This is a genomic window from Gillisia sp. JM1 (genome assembly GCF_000424645.1).
In the GTDB taxonomy this organism is placed as follows: Bacteria; Bacteroidota; Bacteroidia; order Flavobacteriales; family Flavobacteriaceae; genus Gillisia.
In genome coordinates, this window is sequence record NZ_KE384218.1 from 1,037,276 (window position 1) to 1,056,248 (window position 18,973).

20 protein-coding genes are annotated in these 18,973 nt (G+C 35.3%); 7 read left to right on the forward strand and 13 right to left on the reverse strand.

Annotated features, from left to right (window positions below; all coding sequences use genetic code 11):
• The first annotated feature begins 42 nt into the window (after positions 1–42).
• From H033_RS0107980 to H033_RS0108005, 5 genes are all read left to right on the forward strand, one after another.
• A complete protein-coding gene (locus tag H033_RS0107980; RefSeq protein WP_026837835.1) occupies positions 43–675 on the forward strand; it encodes a PASTA domain-containing protein in 633 nt (210 codons plus the stop codon).
• Positions 662–1,723, forward strand: coding sequence for an RluA family pseudouridine synthase (locus tag H033_RS0107985; RefSeq protein ID WP_026837836.1), 1,062 nt, complete (start codon positions 662–664; stop codon positions 1,721–1,723). The genes H033_RS0107980 and H033_RS0107985 overlap by 14 nt, the downstream gene beginning before the upstream one ends.
• Positions 1,724–2,656: 933 nt before the next feature.
• Complete coding sequence (yaaA, locus tag H033_RS0107995; protein WP_026837837.1) at positions 2,657–3,418, forward strand: peroxide stress protein YaaA; 762 nt, start codon at positions 2,657–2,659, stop codon at positions 3,416–3,418.
• Between the two features lie 509 nt (positions 3,419–3,927).
• Positions 3,928–7,377: a pyruvate carboxylase gene (locus tag H033_RS0108000; RefSeq protein WP_026837838.1), complete on the forward strand. Its 3,450-nt coding sequence runs from the start codon at positions 3,928–3,930 to the stop codon at positions 7,375–7,377.
• Between the two features lie 13 nt (positions 7,378–7,390).
• Complete coding sequence (locus H033_RS0108005; RefSeq protein WP_026837839.1) at positions 7,391–8,050, forward strand: uracil-DNA glycosylase family protein; 660 nt, start codon at positions 7,391–7,393, stop codon at positions 8,048–8,050.
• Between the two features lie 17 nt (positions 8,051–8,067).
• On the opposite strand, the gene H033_RS21290 is transcribed toward H033_RS0108005, so the two are convergent.
• From H033_RS21290 to H033_RS0108070, 13 genes are all read right to left on the reverse strand, one after another.
• A complete protein-coding gene (locus H033_RS21290; protein WP_081661821.1) occupies positions 8,068–8,202 on the reverse strand; it encodes a 30S ribosomal protein THX in 135 nt (44 codons plus the stop codon).
• Positions 8,203–8,204: 2 nt separating this feature from the next.
• Positions 8,205–8,333 (reverse strand): hypothetical protein, encoded by a 129-nt coding sequence (locus H033_RS22280; RefSeq protein WP_262489305.1) that lies wholly within the window; start codon positions 8,331–8,333, stop codon positions 8,205–8,207.
• An 81-nt stretch (positions 8,334–8,414) separates the two neighbouring features.
• Positions 8,415–9,176, reverse strand: a complete 762-nt coding sequence (trpA, locus tag H033_RS0108020; protein WP_026837840.1) for a tryptophan synthase subunit alpha — start codon at positions 9,174–9,176, stop codon at positions 8,415–8,417.
• A 127-nt stretch (positions 9,177–9,303) separates the two neighbouring features.
• Positions 9,304–10,485, reverse strand: a complete 1,182-nt coding sequence (trpB, locus tag H033_RS0108025; RefSeq protein WP_026837841.1) for a tryptophan synthase subunit beta — start codon at positions 10,483–10,485, stop codon at positions 9,304–9,306.
• Between the two features lie 10 nt (positions 10,486–10,495).
• Positions 10,496–11,134 (reverse strand): phosphoribosylanthranilate isomerase, encoded by a 639-nt coding sequence (locus H033_RS0108030; RefSeq protein ID WP_034886324.1) that lies wholly within the window; start codon positions 11,132–11,134, stop codon positions 10,496–10,498.
• A 31-nt stretch (positions 11,135–11,165) separates the two neighbouring features.
• Positions 11,166–11,954 (reverse strand): indole-3-glycerol phosphate synthase TrpC, encoded by a 789-nt coding sequence (gene trpC, locus H033_RS0108035; RefSeq protein ID WP_026837843.1) that lies wholly within the window; start codon positions 11,952–11,954, stop codon positions 11,166–11,168.
• A 19-nt stretch (positions 11,955–11,973) separates the two neighbouring features.
• The gene (gene trpD / locus H033_RS0108040) at positions 11,974–12,969 is read right to left on the reverse strand and encodes an anthranilate phosphoribosyltransferase (protein ID WP_026837844.1); all 996 of its coding nucleotides are present in this window, start codon (positions 12,967–12,969) and stop codon (positions 11,974–11,976) included.
• Between the two features lie 4 nt (positions 12,970–12,973).
• Positions 12,974–13,606, reverse strand: a complete 633-nt coding sequence (locus tag H033_RS0108045; RefSeq protein ID WP_081661822.1) for an anthranilate synthase component II — start codon at positions 13,604–13,606, stop codon at positions 12,974–12,976.
• A gap of 1 nt (position 13,607) precedes the next feature.
• Positions 13,608–15,002 (reverse strand): anthranilate synthase component I family protein, encoded by a 1,395-nt coding sequence (locus H033_RS0108050; protein WP_026837846.1) that lies wholly within the window; start codon positions 15,000–15,002, stop codon positions 13,608–13,610.
• Positions 15,003–15,220: 218 nt separating this feature from the next.
• Positions 15,221–15,790, reverse strand: coding sequence for a YceI family protein (locus H033_RS0108055; protein WP_026837847.1), 570 nt, complete (start codon positions 15,788–15,790; stop codon positions 15,221–15,223).
• A gap of 19 nt (positions 15,791–15,809) precedes the next feature.
• A complete protein-coding gene (locus tag H033_RS0108060; protein ID WP_026837848.1) occupies positions 15,810–16,442 on the reverse strand; it encodes an NAD(P)H-dependent oxidoreductase in 633 nt (210 codons plus the stop codon).
• Between the two features lie 5 nt (positions 16,443–16,447).
• A complete protein-coding gene (locus H033_RS0108065) occupies positions 16,448–16,900 on the reverse strand; it encodes a MarR family winged helix-turn-helix transcriptional regulator (RefSeq protein ID WP_026837849.1) in 453 nt (150 codons plus the stop codon).
• Positions 16,901–17,067: 167 nt separating this feature from the next.
• A complete protein-coding gene (locus tag H033_RS0108070; protein WP_026837256.1) occupies positions 17,068–17,985 on the reverse strand; it encodes an IS1595 family transposase in 918 nt (305 codons plus the stop codon).
• Between the two features lie 166 nt (positions 17,986–18,151).
• Here H033_RS0108070 and H033_RS0108075 point away from each other — a divergent pair, with 166 nt between their 5' ends.
• Together H033_RS0108075 and H033_RS0108080 are read left to right on the forward strand one after the other, a co-directional pair.
• Complete coding sequence (locus H033_RS0108075; RefSeq protein ID WP_026837850.1) at positions 18,152–18,463, forward strand: rhodanese-like domain-containing protein; 312 nt, start codon at positions 18,152–18,154, stop codon at positions 18,461–18,463.
• 10 nt (positions 18,464–18,473) lie between these two features.
• The gene (locus H033_RS0108080; protein WP_026837851.1) at positions 18,474–18,857 is read left to right on the forward strand and encodes a rhodanese-like domain-containing protein; all 384 of its coding nucleotides are present in this window, start codon (positions 18,474–18,476) and stop codon (positions 18,855–18,857) included.
• Positions 18,858–18,973 lie beyond the last annotated feature (116 nt).

The window sequence follows — 18,973 nt, forward strand, 5'->3', positions numbered from 1 at the left end:
AAACCCCTACGTTTTTATATCTTTGCCTATTATAAATAATTTATGAGCCTACTTAAATTTATCTTCAGCAAAACCTTTTTAATTCAAATAGGTTTAGCAATTGTAGCACTTGTAGTGCTAGCTTTTCTAACCATGCAATGGTTAGATCATTCCACAAATCAGGATGAACGTATTAAAGTTCCAGATTTGGCAAAACTGTCTTTGGGTAGGGTAGAGATCACTTTGGATGAGTTGGATCTTCGATATGAAATTTTAGATTCAGCCAATTTTAATCCAGAGTATCCTAAATACTCTGTGATAGACCAAGTGCCACAACCTGGAAGATTCGTGAAAGAAAACAGGAAAATATACCTAACCTTAAACCCTTCTGGCTATGGAAAAGTTATGGTTCCAGATCTTATACGAAGAACAAGAAGGCAAGTAGAGCCTACTTTGAGATCTCTAGGCTTCGAGATTGGTTCTATAACTTACAAACCAGATATCGCCCCAGATGCGGTTTTGGAATTGAGACACAAAGGAAAACTAGTGGAAGCAGGGGACGAACTTATGAAAACTGCCAAAATAGATTTGGTTTTAGGAGATGGTTCTGGTAGATACAATGGAGACTTAAATGAAGATGATAGCATCGATGAAGATGGTATCGATAATGATAATGAAAACAATGACGAATTCTAAATTAATAGGTCCAGAACTGGAAGATACTCAAGACGACGATCTTTACGAACACCATAAATTCACTGCAGATAAAGGGCAGCAGCCACTTAGGGTAGATAAGTACCTTATGAACTATATTGAAAATGCTACTAGGAGTAAAATTCAGAAAGCAGCCAAAGATGGTAATATATATGTAAATACTACACCAGTAAAATCTAATTACAAGGTGAAACCTGGAGATGTGGTGCAGGTAATGTTCGAACATCCACCTTATGAGTTTTTACTTACTCCAGAGGATATTCCGCTAAACATAGTTTATGAGGATGATTCTCTAATGGTGATCAATAAACCGGCAGGAATGGTAGTGCATCCTGGGCATGGAAATTATAGTGGTACACTTATTAACGCCCTTATTTTTCATATAGATAATTTACTAAATAACAGCAGCGAACGGCCGGGTTTGGTGCATAGGATAGATAAGGACACCAGTGGATTGTTAGTGATTGCTAAGACCGAAACTGCTATGACCCACCTTTCCAAACAGTTTTTTAAAAAGACCAGTTCTCGGGAATATATCGCTTTAGTTTGGGGAAATGTTGAGGAAGATGAAGGAAAAATTGAAGGAAATATAGGAAGACATCCAAAAAATAGATTGCAGAATACCGTATATATGAACGATGATGAGGAGCAAGGGAAACCTGCGGTAACTCACTTTAAGGTTTTGGAGCGTTTTGGATATGTAACTTTAGTTTCCTGTAAGTTGGAAACCGGAAGAACTCACCAGATAAGAGTACATATGAAACATATTGGACACACCTTGTTCAACGATGAGCGTTATGGCGGAGAAAAGATCCTAAAAGGGACCACTTTTACTAAATACAAACAATTTGTAGACAATTGTTTTAAAGTGCTTCCACGACAGGCATTACATGCTAAAACTCTTGGGTTTACTCACCCCGAGACTAAGGAATGGATGAGTTTCGATTCAGAAGTTCCACAAGACATACAGGAATGTATCGAGAAATGGCGTAAATATTCTATAAATCAGAAGGATTATATGGATTCTTAGGGCGTGCCCCCATAAAAATGGGGTCGGGCTTTCGGCGGTCGCTTCCCGATAAAAATCGGGAGAGCTCCAACAACGCCTCAATCCCTCAAGCAAAAAAACCCTTCATTTAACCCTTCAAAGAACCCTTAAAGGGTTAAAATCAACAATGATGATTTATATCCCTATATTTATTATGTAGCGCCAATAACCATTAAACGATAGGGCTAAAGTATTAAACATATACTTATGGAAAAGAAATTGTTATTGCCAGGGTCTTACTACCATATTTTTAATCGAGGCAATAACAGGGATGCAATATTTTATGAGCCTGAAAATTATCGTTACTTTTTAAGTTTATATTATAAGTATATACATCCCATAGCTAAAACCTATGCCTGATGTTTATTCAAAACCATTTCCATTTCCTTATTTATTTAAAAGAACCGGGGGAAATAAATATTTCCGATTTGAGTTATCAAACAGTTGAAAAATCAAAAAAATTGTCTGCTTCCCTATAGTTTTCACATTTTCTTAATGCTTATGCCCAGGCTATCAACAAACGGTATACACATTCAGGAAGTCTTTTTGAAAAAAAACCTGAAAAGAAAAAAGATTGAATCTGAAGAATATTTTAGGAAGTTGATTTTTTATATTCACAACAATTCGGAACATCATAAAGTACAGGAAGATTTCCGAGATTATCCTTGGAGTTCCTATAAAAGCATACTTTCTTTGAATAATACCAGGATTTGCAGGGATGAGGTTTTGGATCTTTTTGATGGACGTGATAATTTTAAGCATTATCATAACAGAAAACAAAATTTAGAGGAAATAAACAGTTTTTTGTTGGAGTGACTTCTTTAACCCTAGAAGGGTTCCAAACCCTTCTAGGGTTAAAAATATAAAAGTGTTATTTAGAATTAATTATCTTTGAAATAAAAAAATCAACTCTTTATGAAAATTGTTCTATCCCCGGCTAAAAGTCTAGATTTTGAAACCAAATTACCTACCACAAGAGGTACACAGCCTCAGTTTTTAGATACCGCAATCAAGATCAACCGCAAAATGTCTCGCATGTCTAAAGATGAAGTTTCTAAACTCATGGATATTAGCGACAAGCTGGCAGAGCTCAATTACGGGAGATACAAAGATTTTCAGGAGGTACATACTAAAGAAAATTCAAGACCCGCCATGTATGCTTTTAATGGTGATGTCTACACAGGTTTAGACGCGTATTCTTTACCTGTTGAGAAAATAGATTTTATTCAGGATAGATTAAGGATACTTTCTGGGATGTATGGAGTTTTAAAACCATTAGATCTTATCCAGCCTTACAGACTGGAAATGGGAACCGATCTTGGCCTTTATTCCAAAAAGAACCTTTATGAAGTTTGGCAAAAGAAAGTGACAGATTCGTTAAATAAGGAGATGGAAAAAGAAGAACTTTTCATCAATTTAGCAAGCAACGAATATTATAAAGCGGTAGACAGTAAAAAATTAAAAGGCAAATTGATCACTCCAGTGTTTAAAGATTTCAGCAAGGGGAAACTTAAAATTGTAAGCTTCTTTGCTAAAAAGGCTAGAGGTTCTATGGTGCGATATATTGTGGATAAAGAAGTAGCTTCAGTAGAAGAATTGAAAGGATTTGACTATGATGGCTATAAATTCAGCGAAGCGGAAACAAAGAACGATACAGAATTGGTATTTACAAGGTAAGAACTCTCTAGTTATCCATGTGAATCATAAACAGTCTATCTACTTCTCTTTTCAGATCTAAGAAAACCCTAAAATGTCATCCCGAATACAATGAGGTATCCCTATTATAGAGCAATCTTGCTTAGCTGAGATCCTTCGCTATGCTACCATTGACTTATTTTCAAAGTTACTCCGAATAAGAGACCCTGAACTCCCGAAGTTTCGGGACAGGGTGACGATACTGTTTTAACTGCCGTCATGCTGAACTCGTTTCAGCATCTTTCATACATCAATTTCCTACGCTAGATAATTTTTTTTATCATGGGTCTCAGGATGACAATTTGTTTCAGATCGAGCGAAGTCGAGTTGTTAAACAGCTATATTTTTCAGAATATTTAAAAAGCTACCACCTGGGTAGCTTTTTTTGTTAAGAATTCCTTGTAATTCTGTAATCTGTTTGCAGCGAACCTATATTATTTAATAACTTTCAGAACTGAGATATTATTTAATTTTTAATCCAGAATTATAAAATGAAGATCAAAAAGGTTTTAGTAGCGAATAGAGGAGAGATAGCCATTCGTATTTTTCGTGCATGTACGGAAATAGGATTAAAAACGGTGGGAATATACACTTTTGAGGATAGATACTCATTACATCGTTACAAAGCCGATGAATCTTACCAAATAGGAGAAGATAACGATCCATTAAAGCCTTATTTGGATATTCAGAAGATCATTCAGGTTGCTAAAAAAAATAATGTAGATGCTATCCATCCCGGCTACGGATTCCTTTCTGAAAATGCTGAATTCGCAAAACAATGCGAAGAGAACGATATCATTTTTATAGGGCCCAAGGTTTCAGTATTAAAATCTTTGGGAGATAAAGTAAGGGCAAAAGAAGTTGCCGTTGCTAATAATGTGCCTATTATAAAAAGTAACGAAAAGGAACTTAATTCTGTAGAAATTGCATTGGAAGAAGCAAAAATAATTGGTTATCCTATTATGCTGAAGGCTGCTTCTGGAGGTGGAGGACGTGGAATGCGTGTAATTAGAGAAGAAGATGAATTAAAAAAGGCATTTCCAGAATCTAAGCGAGAGGCGGGTAATGCATTTGGAGATGATACGGTTTTTATAGAAAAATTCGTTGAGAATCCAAAGCATATCGAGATTCAGATTGTAGCAGATAACCATGGAAATATGGTGCACCTGTTTGAGAGAGATTGTTCTGTACAGCGTAGGTATCAAAAAGTGATTGAATTTGCTCCCTCCTTGGGTTTAAATTCAGAAACAAAAAATAAATTATATGACTATGCCATCGCAATTTGTAAGGCGGTAAACTATAATAATATTGGAACCGTAGAGTTTCTGGTGGAAGATGGAGAGATCTATTTTATAGAAGTAAATCCAAGAATTCAGGTAGAGCATACTGTAACCGAAATTATTACAGGTATAGATCTAGTAAAAGCCCAAATATTTATTGCTGGCGATTATAAATTATCTGATGAACAAATTAAAATTGAGAATCAGGAAAGTTTGAAAATCAATGGCTTTGCTCTGCAATGTAGAATTACTACCGAGGATCCAGAAAACGATTTTAAGCCAGATTATGGTACGATCACTACTTACAGAAGTGCCGCAGGTTTTGGAATACGCTTAGATGCTGGAAGTGTTTATCAAGGGGTTACTATTTCTCCATTTTTCGATTCTATGTTAGTGAAAGTTTCTGCCAGTAGTAGAACCTTAGATGGTGCTTGTAGAAAAATGAGACGTGCTTTGGCAGAGTTTAGGATTCGTGGGGTGAAGACAAACATGGCGTTTTTAGATAATATCCTTGCACATTCTACTTTTAGAGAAGGGAATGTTACGGTTAATTTCATCAATAAGAATCCAGATCTGTTCATAATAAAGGAGCCACGAAACAGAGCGAATAAAATTGTTAGCTTTTTAGGAGATATGACCCTTAATGGGAATCCCGATGTAAAAGTGAAGGATCCTTCAGCTAAGTTCTTAATTCCTAAAGTGCCTAAGTTTGATGAATTTGGAGAGTATCCAAAAGGAACTAAAGATATACTTACAGAACTGGGCCCTGATAAATTCTCGCGTTGGCTAAGACATCAAGGAAAGGTTCAGTTTACAGATACTACAATGCGCGATGCGCATCAAAGTTTACTTGCAACCAGAATGCGAACCTATGACATGATGAAGGTTGCCGAAGGTTTTGCAAAAAACCATTCCAATGTTTTTTCAATGGAAGTATGGGGAGGCGCAACCTTCGATGTTTGTCTTCGGTATTTAAAAGAAAATCCTTGGGAACGTTTACAATTGCTTAGAAAAGCAATGCCAAATGTTTTGTTGCAAATGTTATTGAGAGGTTCCAATGGAGTTGGATATACGGCTTATCCTGACAATCTAATCGAAAAATTCGTTACAGAATCTTGGGAAAATGGTGTAGATGTTTTTAGAATATTCGATTCTTTAAACTGGATGAAATCTATTGAACCTTGTATAAAATATGTTAGAAAGAATACCGGTGGACTTGCAGAAGCCTCTATTTGTTATACAGGAGATATTCTAGATCCTAACAGAACCAAATACACCTTGGAGTATTATGTGCAATTGGCAAAGCAAATGGAAGATGCCGGAGCACATATCTTAGGAATTAAAGATATGGCAGGACTTTTAAAGCCTTATGCTGCAGAGGAACTAATTTCGGCATTAAAATCTAGGATTAATATTCCTATTCATTTGCATACGCATGACACTTCTTCTATTCAGGCAGCAACCTATTTAAAAGCGATAGAAGCAGGGGTAGATGTTGTGGATGTAGCCTTAGGTGGATTATCAGGTTTAACTTCACAACCTAATTTCAACTCTATAGTAGAGATGATGAAATTTCAAAATCGGGCGAACGATTTTGATATGGATAAACTGAACGAATACTCAAATTATTGGGAAGCAGTTCGCAGTTATTATTATCCATTTGAAAGCGGACTAAAATCTGGTTCGGCAGCTGTTTATAAGCACGAAATTCCTGGCGGGCAATATTCCAATCTAAAACCACAAGCAGAATCTTTAGGACTTAGCAATAGATTTCATGAGATCACTCAAATGTATGCTGAAGTTAATGAGCTTTTTGGTGATATCGTGAAAGTAACTCCTAGCTCCAAGGTTGTTGGAGACATGGCTCAGTATCTCGTAAGCAATAATCTTACTATAGATGATGTGTTGGAGAACGGAGAAAATATATCTTTTCCAGAGTCTGTAAAGAGTTTCTTCAGAGGAAGTCTCGGTCAGCCTGTGGGTGGCTTTCCTGATAAAATTCAGAAGATCGTTTTAAAAGATGAAGAGGCTTTTACAGAAAGGCCAAATGCTCATTTGGAACCTATAGATTTTGATAAGGAATTGGCAGAATTTAAAGAAACCTTCAAGGATGGGATGGGCCGAGAGCTTAACATGACAGATTTCTTATCTTATAAATTATATCCAAAAGTCTTTACAGATGCATATAATCATCACAAAGATCATGGAAATGTAATAGACATACCTACCAAGAACTTCTTTTACGGAATGGAAATTTACGAAGAGATTATAGTAGAGATGGATAAAGGAAAAACTCTTTTAATTCAACTCTTATCTATAGGTGAAGCAGATAGCGATGGAATGGTTCAAATATTCTTTAAAGTAAATGGACAAACCAGAGCAGTTCAAATTCTGGATAAATCTATTAAAGTAGAAAAGGTTGTTCATCAGAAAAAAGATAAAGGCGACGACCATGAAATTGGAGCTCCACTTCAAGGATCCCTTGCATCTGTATTGGTGAAGGCGGGTCAAAAAGTAAAAAAGAACGAGCCTTTATTCATTATTGAAGCTATGAAAATGGAAACAACCATCACTGCGAATTCCGATGGAGAAATAGATAAAGTGATCTTGCCAGAAGGCAGAATGGTTTTTGCCGATGATCTGGTAGTGATTATGAAGTAAATCTTTAACAACAATGTTTCATCATACGCATCCATATAAACCCTTTATCCCAGAAAATGCAACCAAACTTATAGTTGGTACGCTGCCACCACCTAGATTCACCCATGGTGATCTAAAGCCCGATGATGTGAATTTTTGCTACGGAAGCAGGGATGGATTTTTATGGCCAATACTAGATAGATTATTCGATCTCAATTTAAAGTATGAGAACACCGAAGCTGCAATAGATCAGCGAAAAGAGTTTTTACTAAAGAGGGGAATTGGTATTTGTGATGTGGTGGAGAGTAGCAGAAGAAGTAAGATTGATGCTTCAGATCTGGGAATGAAAGATGTAGAATTGAGGAATCTTATTAGTATACTTAGAAATAATCCACTTATTAAAACCTTGCTTTTCACTGGAGGAAATTCTAAGAATGGCCCGGAGTATTTTTTTAGAAGACATTTGAGAGAACTTGGAGAAGGGATTAAACTTAAAGTTATTTCCAATGAAGTACCCAGAGTTCATCAATTTTTACTGGATGGAAGATTAATTAATACAGTATCCTTAACCGCGCCCTCAGGTTCTGCCAACAGGGCGATTGGGAGTACGGACTTATATAAAAGTCTAAAAACAAAAGATCCTAAATTCAATACTATTGATTTTAGGATCCTTCAATATAATGGGTATTTCTAGATAGGTTTTAACAGAGGTTATTTTAGCTCTTTTTTATCTTGATCTGCAAGAATGGTTGGTTTAATTTTAAACTTTCCTCTTATAGGTCTCAATCGTCCTCTTGTTCCCAGAGCTATTTTTCCACGTTTAGTTTTCTTATCTCCTCTCCCCATAGTTATTTTTTATTTTGCTGTTTTTTAATTGTCTTTTCATCTATGTCAACCTTATTGGTTTTTTGATTTCTATCACCAGTAGGATTGGTAGGAGTTGTTTGTTCGGTTTTTCTTTCAAACTTTTTTTCCATGATATTTGTTCTTAAATTTATTTAAATATAAAGCTAATCAATCACAAAAAGTATTAATGCCATGTTACAGTAAGGTTAAAGCTATTTAATGGTTTTAACAAATTCTGAAATTGTACCAACCCCATATTTTGTAAGATGCTTAATAAAAGCACTTCCAATGATTGCTCCGCTCGAATATTCGGTAGCTTCCTTAAAACTTTGCTTATCACTAATTCCAAAACCTACAATCTGTGGATTCTTTAAATTCATTCCTGAAATTCTTTTGAAATAATCCTTAGTGTCATTCCCGAAACTAGATGTTGTTCCAGTTACGCTAGCGCTACTAACCATATAAATAAATCCATTAGAAACCGAATCTATAAAACCAATTCGCTGTGCTGAAGTTTGCGGAGTTATTAGAAAAACATTGATGAGGTTATACTTTTCAAAAACAGCTTGATATTTTTCTGAATATACATCCACAGGAAGATCTGGAATTATCAAACCATCTATCCCGATTTCTTCACATTTTTTACAGAATTCTTCAACCCCGTACTGAAGCATCGGATTAAAATATCCCATAATAATCAAGGGAATATTCACTGTTTTTCTAATATCTTTTAATTGTTGAAATAATTTTTCTGAAGTCATTCCATTTCTTAAAGCCAGGGTGCTGCTTTCTTGAATAGTCGGGCCATCTGCTAAAGGATCACTAAAGGGCAATCCGATTTCTATCATATCCACACCGTTCTTTTCAAGATCTTCAATAATAGTGACGGTATCATTAAATTTGGGATAACCCGCTGTAAAATATATAGAAAGAAGCTTTTTGTCTTCTTGTAATTTTTCTTGAATTCTATTCATTTTTCAATTTTTATATTTTTCTATCTTCACGCTGTTCCGATAGCTATCGGAATTATTTCAGTATCTAGTAAAATAGTTTCTGAAATGTCCTTATTACTATGCCAACAAAATGATCTAGTTTATTAAATTATAAATTAAAATAATCGATATATGTACTAAGATCTTTATCACCACGTCCAGAAAGATTAAGCACAACAATATCATCTTTTTTAAATTTTCGGTCTTCAAAAATCGCTAAAGCATGGGACGTTTCAATAGCCGGAATAATACCTTCTAATCTGGCTAATTCTTGTCCGGCTTTCATTGCATCTTCATCTGTAATTGATATAAATTCAGCTCTTCCAGTTCTATAAAGATTGGCGTGCATCGGCCCGATCCCTGGATAATCTAAACCTGCCGAAATTGAATATGGCTCGGTGATCTGTCCATCTGGAGTTTGCATTAGCAGGGTTTTGCTTCCGTGAATTATTCCTTCTTTTCCTAATGCGGAAGTTGCAGCACTTTCCCCAGAAAGAACTCCTTTTCCTGCAGCTTCTACCGCGATGATTCCTACTTTAGGATTGTCTAAATAATGATAATAAATTCCAGCAGCATTGCTTCCACCGCCCACGCAGGCAACCACATAGTCTGGATCTTCTCTGCCTTCCTTTTCAAGAAGTTGAGATTTAATTTCCTCGGAAATTACACTCTGAAAGCGTGCTACCATATCTGGATAAGGATGAGGTCCTACTACAGATCCAATAATATAATGTGTATCTACCGGATGGTTAATCCAATCTCGAATGGCCTCGTTGGTTGCGTCTTTTAAGGTTCTACTTCCAGATTTTGCTGGAATTACAGTAGCACCCAACAGTTTCATTCTGGCAACATTTGGAGCTTGGCGGTCAATGTCTATTTCGCCCATATACACAATACACTCAATTCCCATCAAGGCACAAACCGTAGCTGTAGCAACTCCATGTTGTCCTGCACCGGTCTCTGCAATGATTCTGTTCTTGCCTAAGCGTTTAGCCATTAAGATCTGCCCAATTGTATTGTTCACTTTATGAGCTCCTGTATGGCAAAGATCTTCACGTTTTAAATAGATCTTGGTATTGTACTTCTCACTTAATCTGGAAGCAAAATACAATGGAGTAGGTCTACCTACATAATCTTTCAGAAGATCTTTAAACTCTTTCTGAAAAGATTCCTCCTGCATGATCTGTATATATTGCTGCCTTAATTCTTCTACATTAGGGTATAGCATTTCCGGGATATAAGCTCCGCCAAATTCGCCATAATAGCCTTTTTCGTCTGCCTGATAGGTCATAATTTATATTTTATATATGGGTTTCTAAACCTAATTTATCTTTAAATATTTTTAATGTATTCGCGTCTTTTAAGCCTGCTTCCAATTCAAATTTACTATTCACATCTACTCCATAAAGCAAATGCGACTTGTTGCTTTTTTCGAAATAAGTATAAAGTTCCGCTATTTTTTGAAGTTCATCTTCCCCAATTCCTCCACTAAGAAAGAATGGAGTAGCCGAGGGATAAGCTTTTAATAGATCCCAATTGAATGTAATTCCATTTCCACCTTTATTTTTCCCTTGAGTATCGAATAAGAAAAAATCTACAATGCCTTCATAAGCTTTAAATTCTTCAAAATTGAAGGTTTCCTTTACAGAAAACACTTTTATTAATTCTACTGAACTCTTGTTGCTCAATTCTGATCTTAATTTTTTACAGTATTCAGCTGATTCCTTTCCGTGAAGTTGAATAGCTCTGAACTTGTGTTTTATAACTTTCTCTAAAACAAAATCGATCTCTTCATCTACAAAAACGCCAGTTTTTTTGATGGTTGGATCTATATCAGGGATTTCTCCTGAAAAATTTCTAGGAGATCTTTCATAAAAGATGAATCCAAGATAATCAGGTTTTAAAGCAGCAACATCCAGAATATTTTCTGATTGCTTCATTCCGCAAATTTTCAATTTGAGAGCGCTCATTTTAATTGCTTGTTAATTCTTGAATAAATTGTGATGCACTTTTTCCAGGATCATCGGTTTTCATAAAATTCTCACCAATTAAAAATCCTTGATATCCGTAATTTTTTAGATCCTTGATAGCTTCCACACTGCTAATCCCACTTTCAGAAACTTTTACAAAATCACTTGGGATCTTTTCTGAAAGTTGCTTACTAATATCTGTGCTGACTTCAAAGGTCTTTAAATTCCTATTGTTCACACCTAACATATCCAAGCTAGGCATGATAGATTTCTCTAATTCCTCCAAGTTATGAACCTCCAGAAGCACCTCTAAGTTTAAACTTTTAGCTAACTTAGAAAATGTTTTTATTTCATCTCTGGTCAATACCGCAGCAATTAGTAGAATTACATCGGCTCCGTGAGCCTTAGCTTCAATAATCTGATATTCATCTATAATAAATTCTTTTCTTAATAACGGCATTTTTACCGATGCTCTGGCTAAAATAAGATCGTCTAAGGCGCCACCAAAGTATTTTCCGTCTGTTAGTACCGACATGCCGCAAACACCTGCATTTTCGTATCCTAAGGCCACATCTTGCACATTTAAATCCTGATTGATCACAGATTTAGATGGCGATCTACGTTTATGTTCCGCAATAATTCCGCTAGAACTGTTTTTTAATGCTGTTGCCAGCGAATTGGTTATATGAACGAAAAGCGGATAATGTTCTAAGTTTTCAGCAGATATCAACTGTTTTTTAAGAGCAACCTCATTTCTTTTATCGGCAATAATTTTATCTAGAATATTCATTTTATAAATTTCAATATAATTATACAGCACTAAGTTCTTGTAATTTCTTCAAGGATTTCAGCGCCATTCCAGAATTCAACGATTCTTGAGCTTTGGTAAATCCTTGCTTAGGAGAACATCCTGTGGAAGTGGCAATTGCCATTCCGGCATTTGCGCAAACTACATTGTTTTGGGCTGTAGATCCCTTTCCGTTCAAGATGCTTAAAAATATTTCGGCTGAACTCTCAATTGAATCTCCACCAGAAATTTCAGAAGCATTTAAAGTTTCTACTCCAAAATCTGAGGGTTCTAAAATTCCTTCGGTAGCATTGGAAATTGTTTTTGTAGCTCCAGTTAAAGAGATCTCATCATAACCATCTAAAGCATGTAAAATAGTGAAATTCTTATCGGTGTTCTGATAAAGATAACCATACATTCTGGCCAATTCCAAACTAAAAACGCCAACCAACTGGTTTTTTGGAAATGCAGGATTTACCATAGGTCCCAACATATTGAAAAAGGTTTTTACAGCAAGTGATTTTCTTATAGGAGCAACATGTTTCATAGCTGGATGAAAAAGAGGCGCATGCAGTACACATATCCCAGCCTTATCTATACAACGTTCTAAAAAATCGACTTTATTGGTGAATTTAACACCCAAAGCTTCCATTACATTTGAACTTCCACTTACGGAAGAAACTCCATAATTACCATGCTTGGAAACTTTTATTCCTGCTCCGGCTGTTACAAAAGAGGATAGCGTAGAAATATTAAAAGTGTCTTTTCCATCTCCTCCGGTTCCACAAAGGTCAATTGCATTATAAGCACTGAGGTCTACAGAAAGGCACAGTTCCAAAAGCCCGTCTCGAAATCCTTCCAACTCATCAATGGTAATGCTTCGCATCATGTACACCGTAAGAAATGCAGCGATCTGACTCTCATTATATTCTCCTTTCGAAATATTCACCAGAACTTCTCTGGCTTCTTGTTTCGAAATGGTTTCGTGATTTATTAATCTGTTGAGTATATGTTTCATCTGTCTATTTTCCGCTTTCTATTATCCAATTCTTCATAATTTGTTTTCCCATAGGAGTTAAAACCGATTCCGGGTGAAACTGAACCCCTTTAACATCATATTCTCTATGACGCAGGGACATTACCTGCCCATTCTCATCGAAAGATGTTGCTTCCAATGATCCGGGTAAATTTGGATCTACTACCCAGGAATGATAGCGCCCTACTATAAGTTCTTTGTCTAAATGATAAAATAAGCTTTCGTCATCTACTGTAATATTAATCTTTGAAGAAACACCGTGAAAAACCGAATCTAAATTGATCAATTTTCCTCCGAAAACTTCTCCAATTGCTTGTTGACCTAAACAAACTCCTAAAATGCTTTTTGTTGGAGCATATTTAATGAGGACCTCCTTTAGTAAACCAGCTTCATCTGGTATACCGGGGCCGGGAGAAAGCAAGATCTTATCGTATTTAGCGATCATGTCCAGATCAACTTCATTGTTTCTAATTACAGTTACATCACAATCCAGTTCTTCCAGATAATGCACCAAATTGTATACAAAAGAATCGTAGTTATCTATAACTAAAACAGAGGTTCTCTTGCTAGTTTGAAACTCGATCTTTGCGTCTATTTTCTTATTTTCGTTCACTTTCATTTTAAATTTCTTCAGCAATTTCCATTGCCTGAGTTAATGCGCCTAGCTTGTTAAACACTTCTTGCAATTCATTTTCTTCATTAGATTCAGAAACAATTCCGGCTCCTGCCTGATAATGTAATTGATGATTCTTACTTACAAAGGACCTAATGATAATGGCTTGATTATAATTTCCATTGAAATCCATGAAACCAATTGCACCGCCATAAGCACTTCTATTTACATTCTCATATTTTTCAATTAAGGTCATCGCGCTATGTTTTGGTGCTCCACTAAGCGTTCCTGCAGGAAAAGTATCGGCCACAATTTGCATGGTACTAACATCTTTGTTTTTTGTTCCAGTTACTTTACTTACTAAATGAATAACATGGGAGAAGAATTGAACCTCTCTATATTTCTCCACTTTTACATTAGTGCTATGTCGGCTAAGGTCATTTCTGGCGAGATCTACTAACATCACATGCTCAGCATTTTCTTTATCATCTTCAGACAATTCTTTAGCTAAAGCGGCATCCTGCTCATCATTTCCAGTCCTTTTAAAAGTTCCGGCGATAGGATGTATCTCCGCTTTTCCATTAGAAACAACTAATTGGGCTTCTGGAGAACTTCCGAAGATCTTAAAATCACCATAATCGAAGTAGAATAAATAAGGAGAAGGGTTAATACTTCTTAAGGCTCTGTATACATTGAATTCATCTCCCTTAAAGTTTTGAGTAAATCTACGTGAAAGCACCAACTGAAAAACATCTCCTCTTTGGCAGTGTTTCTTTCCTAATTTCACATTTTCTTTAAACTCTGCATCGGTAAGATTCGAGATAGGAGCAAGGTCTCTTCGGAAATTATAACTCGCAAAATTCTTCACTTTTATGAGTTGAGCAATTTCCTCTAATTTGCTTTCTGAGTTAAAGTTATGATCGAAAATGTAAGCCTCATTGTTGAAATGGTTGATGGCAATGATGTTCTGATAAACGGCATAATAAACTTCAGGAATTTCAAGATCTCCTTTCTTTTTCTCGATCTTAATATTTTCAAAATATTGTACCCCATCATATCCAGTATATCCAAACAGTCCGTTATTGATGAACTTGAAATTTGAATTTTCTGTTTGAAATAAAGAGGAGAAATTTTGTATTGCCTCTGAAACCTTAATTTCAGGAGTTATCTCCGTTAGTTTTTTAGAGCCATCTGGATAGAGTTCTTGGATCTGTCCGTTTTTTACCCTTATGGAAGCTATTGGATTGCAACATATATATGAAAAACTATTATCGTTTGCATGATAATCACTACTCTCCAAAAGTAAGCTGTTGGGGTATTTATCCCGAATTTTGAGATACACACTCACCGGAGTAAGGGTATCTGCAAGAAGTTTTTTAAAAGTGGTCTTTAATTTATACATATTATTGTTTCAAAAAAAATTAAACAAAAAAAGGCTTGTCGTGAGACAAGCCTTGTATATAAAAATACTATAGCAGTGTTACTTCACGACGTTTTGACGTAAGCTACTCCACCACCAAGTATGTACTGTATTATTTTTCATTGTTCAAATATAAGTATCATAGTTGAATTAACAAAGGTTTTTTCTAAAATGATGCTTCAGTTGAAATTAATTAATGCTTAGAACTTTAAATTTACTTCAAGATCAAAATTATCGTAGATAGTTTTGTCTCCTAAATTGTCAAAAAAGCTACCTGAACCATATCTTACATCATACTTAGTTCTATCTATAGATAATTTTGCGTTGGCAACTTTATCATTAATCTCAAGATCGAAAGTTACAGGTTTTGTGATGTTTTTGATAGTTAAGTTACCAACAACTCCATAAGAACCATTTCCTTTTGAAGCAACACTTGTGATCACTAATTTTGCGGTTGGATGCTTTTCTACACCAAAGAAATCTTCAGATTTTAAATGCCCTTCCAGTTTTTGCTTATTCTCTCCGGAAAGATCTGTAGTAGAAATACTCGTCATATCCATTACAAATTCACCACCAACCAATTTCTCATCTTCCATATTGAAGAATCCACTTTTTAATTGGATAGTTCCTGTATGCGATCCTGTAACTTTTTTACCTATCCAGGTTACGCTGCTTTCTTTTATATTTATCTCTTTTTTTAAAGTTGTAAATGCTAATGTTGTTAAAACAATTACTGTAGCCGCAGCTCCTTTTAATAAGTTCTTTTTCATAACAATTCTCTTTATTGGTTTATAATTTATTTATTAAGTCTTCTTTACTTTTTCTAACCTTAGCTGCAAATTGTGTTTGATCGTCTTCACTTCTGTATCCAACAGTAACAATTACAGCAGTAGTAAGACCCTTTTCTTTTAAGTTTAAAAGTTCATCATATTTAGCAACATCAAAGCCTTCCATTGGGCAAGTGTCTATTCTCAAATTTGCTGCAGCAGATAACAAATTACCTAACGCGATATAAGCTTGTTTTGCTGCCCAAGTGCTCTGGTCTTCTGTATTAAGTTTCATGATGGTAGATTCCACCATTCCTTTTAAACCTTGTAAATCTTCAATCTTAAGGCCTCTAGTTTGTGCAATATCTTGTAAATAAGAATCTACATAACTACTTGTGATATTGGTCTTGTTAGCAAAAACAATCACTTCAGAAGAATCTGTGATCTGGGTTTGATTCCAAGAATGTGCCTTTAATTTTTCTCTTAAAGCTGCGTCTTTTAGAACGATTATCTCATAAGGTTGCAATCCGTAAGAAGATGCCGTAAGCTGAATAGCTTCTAATAAAGTTTCAATATCTTTTGAAGAAACTTCTCTGTTCGCATCAAATTTCTTGGTGGCATATCGCCAGTTTAAATCATCTATATAAGTACTCATAGTTTTTATTTTAATAATTTTTGTAAATTATGTGTGAGCGTTTCTATTTCTGACGCGCTTAGATTTTCTGTAATCTTTGCTTCAGTAGAATCTATTATTGGGTCTATAGTTTTTAGAAATTGAAGGCCTTCTGGCGTTATTGAGATCTCTACTTTTCTTCTGTTTTTCTCACAAGTAACTCTTTCTACATATTCTTTCACAATAAGCTTATCTACTATTCTCGTTGTATTGCTCATTTTACTTATCATTCTCTCCTGTATGGTAGATAAATTAGCAGGTGTCCCTTTCTGTCCTCTTAAAATTCTAAGAACATTAAATTGTGAAATGCTAATATCAAAAGGTTTTAAGGCCTCAGAAATCTTATCATTTATCAAATTGGTAGTATATAAAACGCTAAGAAGTAGCTTCCGGGATGGTGGAAGTGCCTGTTCTGTTTTAAGAAGATCTTCTATTTTCATTTGTCTATACAATATTTGTATGTACAAATGTAAATCATATCTTACTGCCTACTGTAACTTTTGTTAAAAATTTATTTCTCTAAAACAGGCTATGAATTATTTAAACCAATAAACTTTAAAACTGCACGTTTAAATAAGAGATGATATTTTTTTAACTGTATATCCGTTTAATGTCCACTCGCTGTAATGCTTGCTATTACTAACCTATCGAACAACTTATCTCCAAAATACCTCCGATTAAGCTTGTATACAAACTCATTGAGGTATAATTGCAGATATTTTTTCTTAATCTTATGATAGGTGCCCACAAAATTCCTTTTGGCATTGCTTATAGCTATATGTACCCATTTTAGGGTTTCTTTGGTGGTCTTTTCACTTGATTTTTCAGTAATATGTAGCTCTACGTAATCTGCTATATCAACGTAGGATGTGCTTTGGTCGGAAAAGATGATAATGTGTTCATCACCAATTGCGCTTTTTAGAGTATTGTTGATTTCATCGGCCTCGTGGTTAACAAGGACTTTTGCCTTAAAATACCTGCAATGACGCTCCACTTTCCCTGTTTTTATATCTTCCAAGACAGTGCTCTCGGCCAGAACCATAACGTTGGATTTGGTCTTGCTGCCACGACCGGCCTTTTGGGTTTGGTGATCGTTTTGGCTCGCCTCAATGGTGAAATAACCTTCATCCATCTCGATCATTCCCTCCAACGTATAGCGGTCATCTCGCTGCCCCATGGCTTTGCGTAGTTTGTGCACCATTGCCCAAACCGGCTCATAGCGCTTTAGGCCCAGCTGCCGCTGTATTTCCTTGCTGGAAAAACCTTTCTTTGTCGTGCTCAAAAGAAAGATGGTCTTATACCAACTCATAAAAGATAATTTGGAGCTTTCCATAATTGTTCCACTTCGCAAGGACATCCTCGCCTTACAGGATTTGCACTGGTAACTCCATTTGTTTTTGAGCCAATAATGATCTATTGATCCACAGCTATGACAGACAACTCCTTCCTTATCACGTTGCTCTTTGAAATGTAGGCGGCAGCACTCCTCATCGGTAAAATGAACTCCGAAAGAAAATATATCCATATCCAATCAATTTAAATTCAATCAAATATAGGAATATTTCCACTAATTAGGAATGTTTACGGACATACAGTTTTTTTTATTTTTTCAATTCTGAAATACTAAATAATTTCCTTTACATTATATTTACATTTCAATTTACTTTTAGATAAGCATAAAAACCATAAATATGAAAAACCTTACACAAGATCAGTGGTCCAAAGAAGTTGGCGAAGATGAAAATGCCGTAATTCTAGATGTGCGTACGGAAGAAGAATTTATTGAAGGCTACATTCCAACTGCAACTAATATAGATATTTACAAAGGACAAGGATTTTTAGATGAGATCGAGAAATTGGATAAATCTAAGAATTATTATGTGTATTGCAGATCTGGAGCTAGAAGTGCGCAGGCTTGTGCTTTAATGAAACAACAAGGTTTTGATAGTGCTTACAACTTGATGGGTGGTATTACCGATTGGGATGGCGAGATAGAAAAATAATATTCTACTTATGATCAAAGTTTTTTTTAGCTTATTGATTATTGTTATTTTTTCGCAAGGCTGTGTAAAGTCTAAAGGGAAGGAAATACAAGTAGTTACCGGGGACGAAGTAAATACTCATATCCGGTATAATCCTGTGGAGGAAAGTGAGATTCAATCCAAAGAAGATTTCAAAAAATCACATTTGGTAAATGCAGAGAATATTATTGATAATGAGGGCTTAAGAGAAGATTTAAATAAGCTGGATAAGAATTCTCCTATTGCCATATATTATACTTCTGAAGATAAATCTGATGAAGCTGCCTTAATTCTAGAAAACTTTGGATTTCAACAAATTTATATTTTAGATGGTGGAATTACAAAGTGGAAGTCTAAAAATGGAATGTCTAATTAGGAAAAAATAAAATTTAACATATTTCCGACGCGTACTATTAATCCTAAGTTTTTGATTTTATTTCTTTAAATAACAATATGAATCTCTAGTATCAGCTAGAGATTTTTTTTGTTTAA

What these genes read in the sequence shown, in the direction of transcription:
- H033_RS0107980 (WP_026837835.1), top strand. Translation starts at nt 43, where the DNA reads ATGAGCCTACTTAAATTTATCTTCAGCAAAACCTTTTTAATTCAAATA.
- H033_RS0107985 (WP_026837836.1), top strand. Translation starts at nt 662, where the DNA reads ATGACGAATTCTAAATTAATAGGTCCAGAACTGGAAGATACTCAAGAC.
- yaaA (WP_026837837.1), top strand. Translation starts at nt 2,657, where the DNA reads ATGAAAATTGTTCTATCCCCGGCTAAAAGTCTAGATTTTGAAACCAAA.
- H033_RS0108000 (WP_026837838.1), top strand. Translation starts at nt 3,928, where the DNA reads ATGAAGATCAAAAAGGTTTTAGTAGCGAATAGAGGAGAGATAGCCATT.
- H033_RS0108005 (WP_026837839.1), top strand. Translation starts at nt 7,391, where the DNA reads ATGTTTCATCATACGCATCCATATAAACCCTTTATCCCAGAAAATGCA.
- H033_RS21290 (WP_081661821.1), bottom strand. Translation starts at nt 8,202, where the DNA reads ATGGGGAGAGGAGATAAGAAAACTAAACGTGGAAAAATAGCTCTGGGA.
- H033_RS22280 (WP_262489305.1), bottom strand. Translation starts at nt 8,333, where the DNA reads ATGGAAAAAAAGTTTGAAAGAAAAACCGAACAAACAACTCCTACCAAT.
- trpA (WP_026837840.1), bottom strand. Translation starts at nt 9,176, where the DNA reads ATGAATAGAATTCAAGAAAAATTACAAGAAGACAAAAAGCTTCTTTCT.
- trpB (WP_026837841.1), bottom strand. Translation starts at nt 10,485, where the DNA reads ATGACCTATCAGGCAGACGAAAAAGGCTATTATGGCGAATTTGGCGGA.
- H033_RS0108030 (WP_034886324.1), bottom strand. Translation starts at nt 11,134, where the DNA reads ATGAAGCAATCAGAAAATATTCTGGATGTTGCTGCTTTAAAACCTGAT.
- trpC (WP_026837843.1), bottom strand. Translation starts at nt 11,954, where the DNA reads ATGAATATTCTAGATAAAATTATTGCCGATAAAAGAAATGAGGTTGCT.
- trpD (WP_026837844.1), bottom strand. Translation starts at nt 12,969, where the DNA reads ATGAAACATATACTCAACAGATTAATAAATCACGAAACCATTTCGAAA.
- H033_RS0108045 (WP_081661822.1), bottom strand. Translation starts at nt 13,606, where the DNA reads ATGAAAGTGAACGAAAATAAGAAAATAGACGCAAAGATCGAGTTTCAA.
- H033_RS0108050 (WP_026837846.1), bottom strand. Translation starts at nt 15,002, where the DNA reads ATGTATAAATTAAAGACCACTTTTAAAAAACTTCTTGCAGATACCCTT.
- H033_RS0108055 (WP_026837847.1), bottom strand. Translation starts at nt 15,790, where the DNA reads ATGAAAAAGAACTTATTAAAAGGAGCTGCGGCTACAGTAATTGTTTTA.
- H033_RS0108060 (WP_026837848.1), bottom strand. Translation starts at nt 16,442, where the DNA reads ATGAGTACTTATATAGATGATTTAAACTGGCGATATGCCACCAAGAAA.
- H033_RS0108065 (WP_026837849.1), bottom strand. Translation starts at nt 16,900, where the DNA reads ATGAAAATAGAAGATCTTCTTAAAACAGAACAGGCACTTCCACCATCC.
- H033_RS0108070 (WP_026837256.1), bottom strand. Translation starts at nt 17,985, where the DNA reads ATGGATATATTTTCTTTCGGAGTTCATTTTACCGATGAGGAGTGCTGC.
- H033_RS0108075 (WP_026837850.1), top strand. Translation starts at nt 18,152, where the DNA reads ATGAAAAACCTTACACAAGATCAGTGGTCCAAAGAAGTTGGCGAAGAT.
- H033_RS0108080 (WP_026837851.1), top strand. Translation starts at nt 18,474, where the DNA reads ATGATCAAAGTTTTTTTTAGCTTATTGATTATTGTTATTTTTTCGCAA.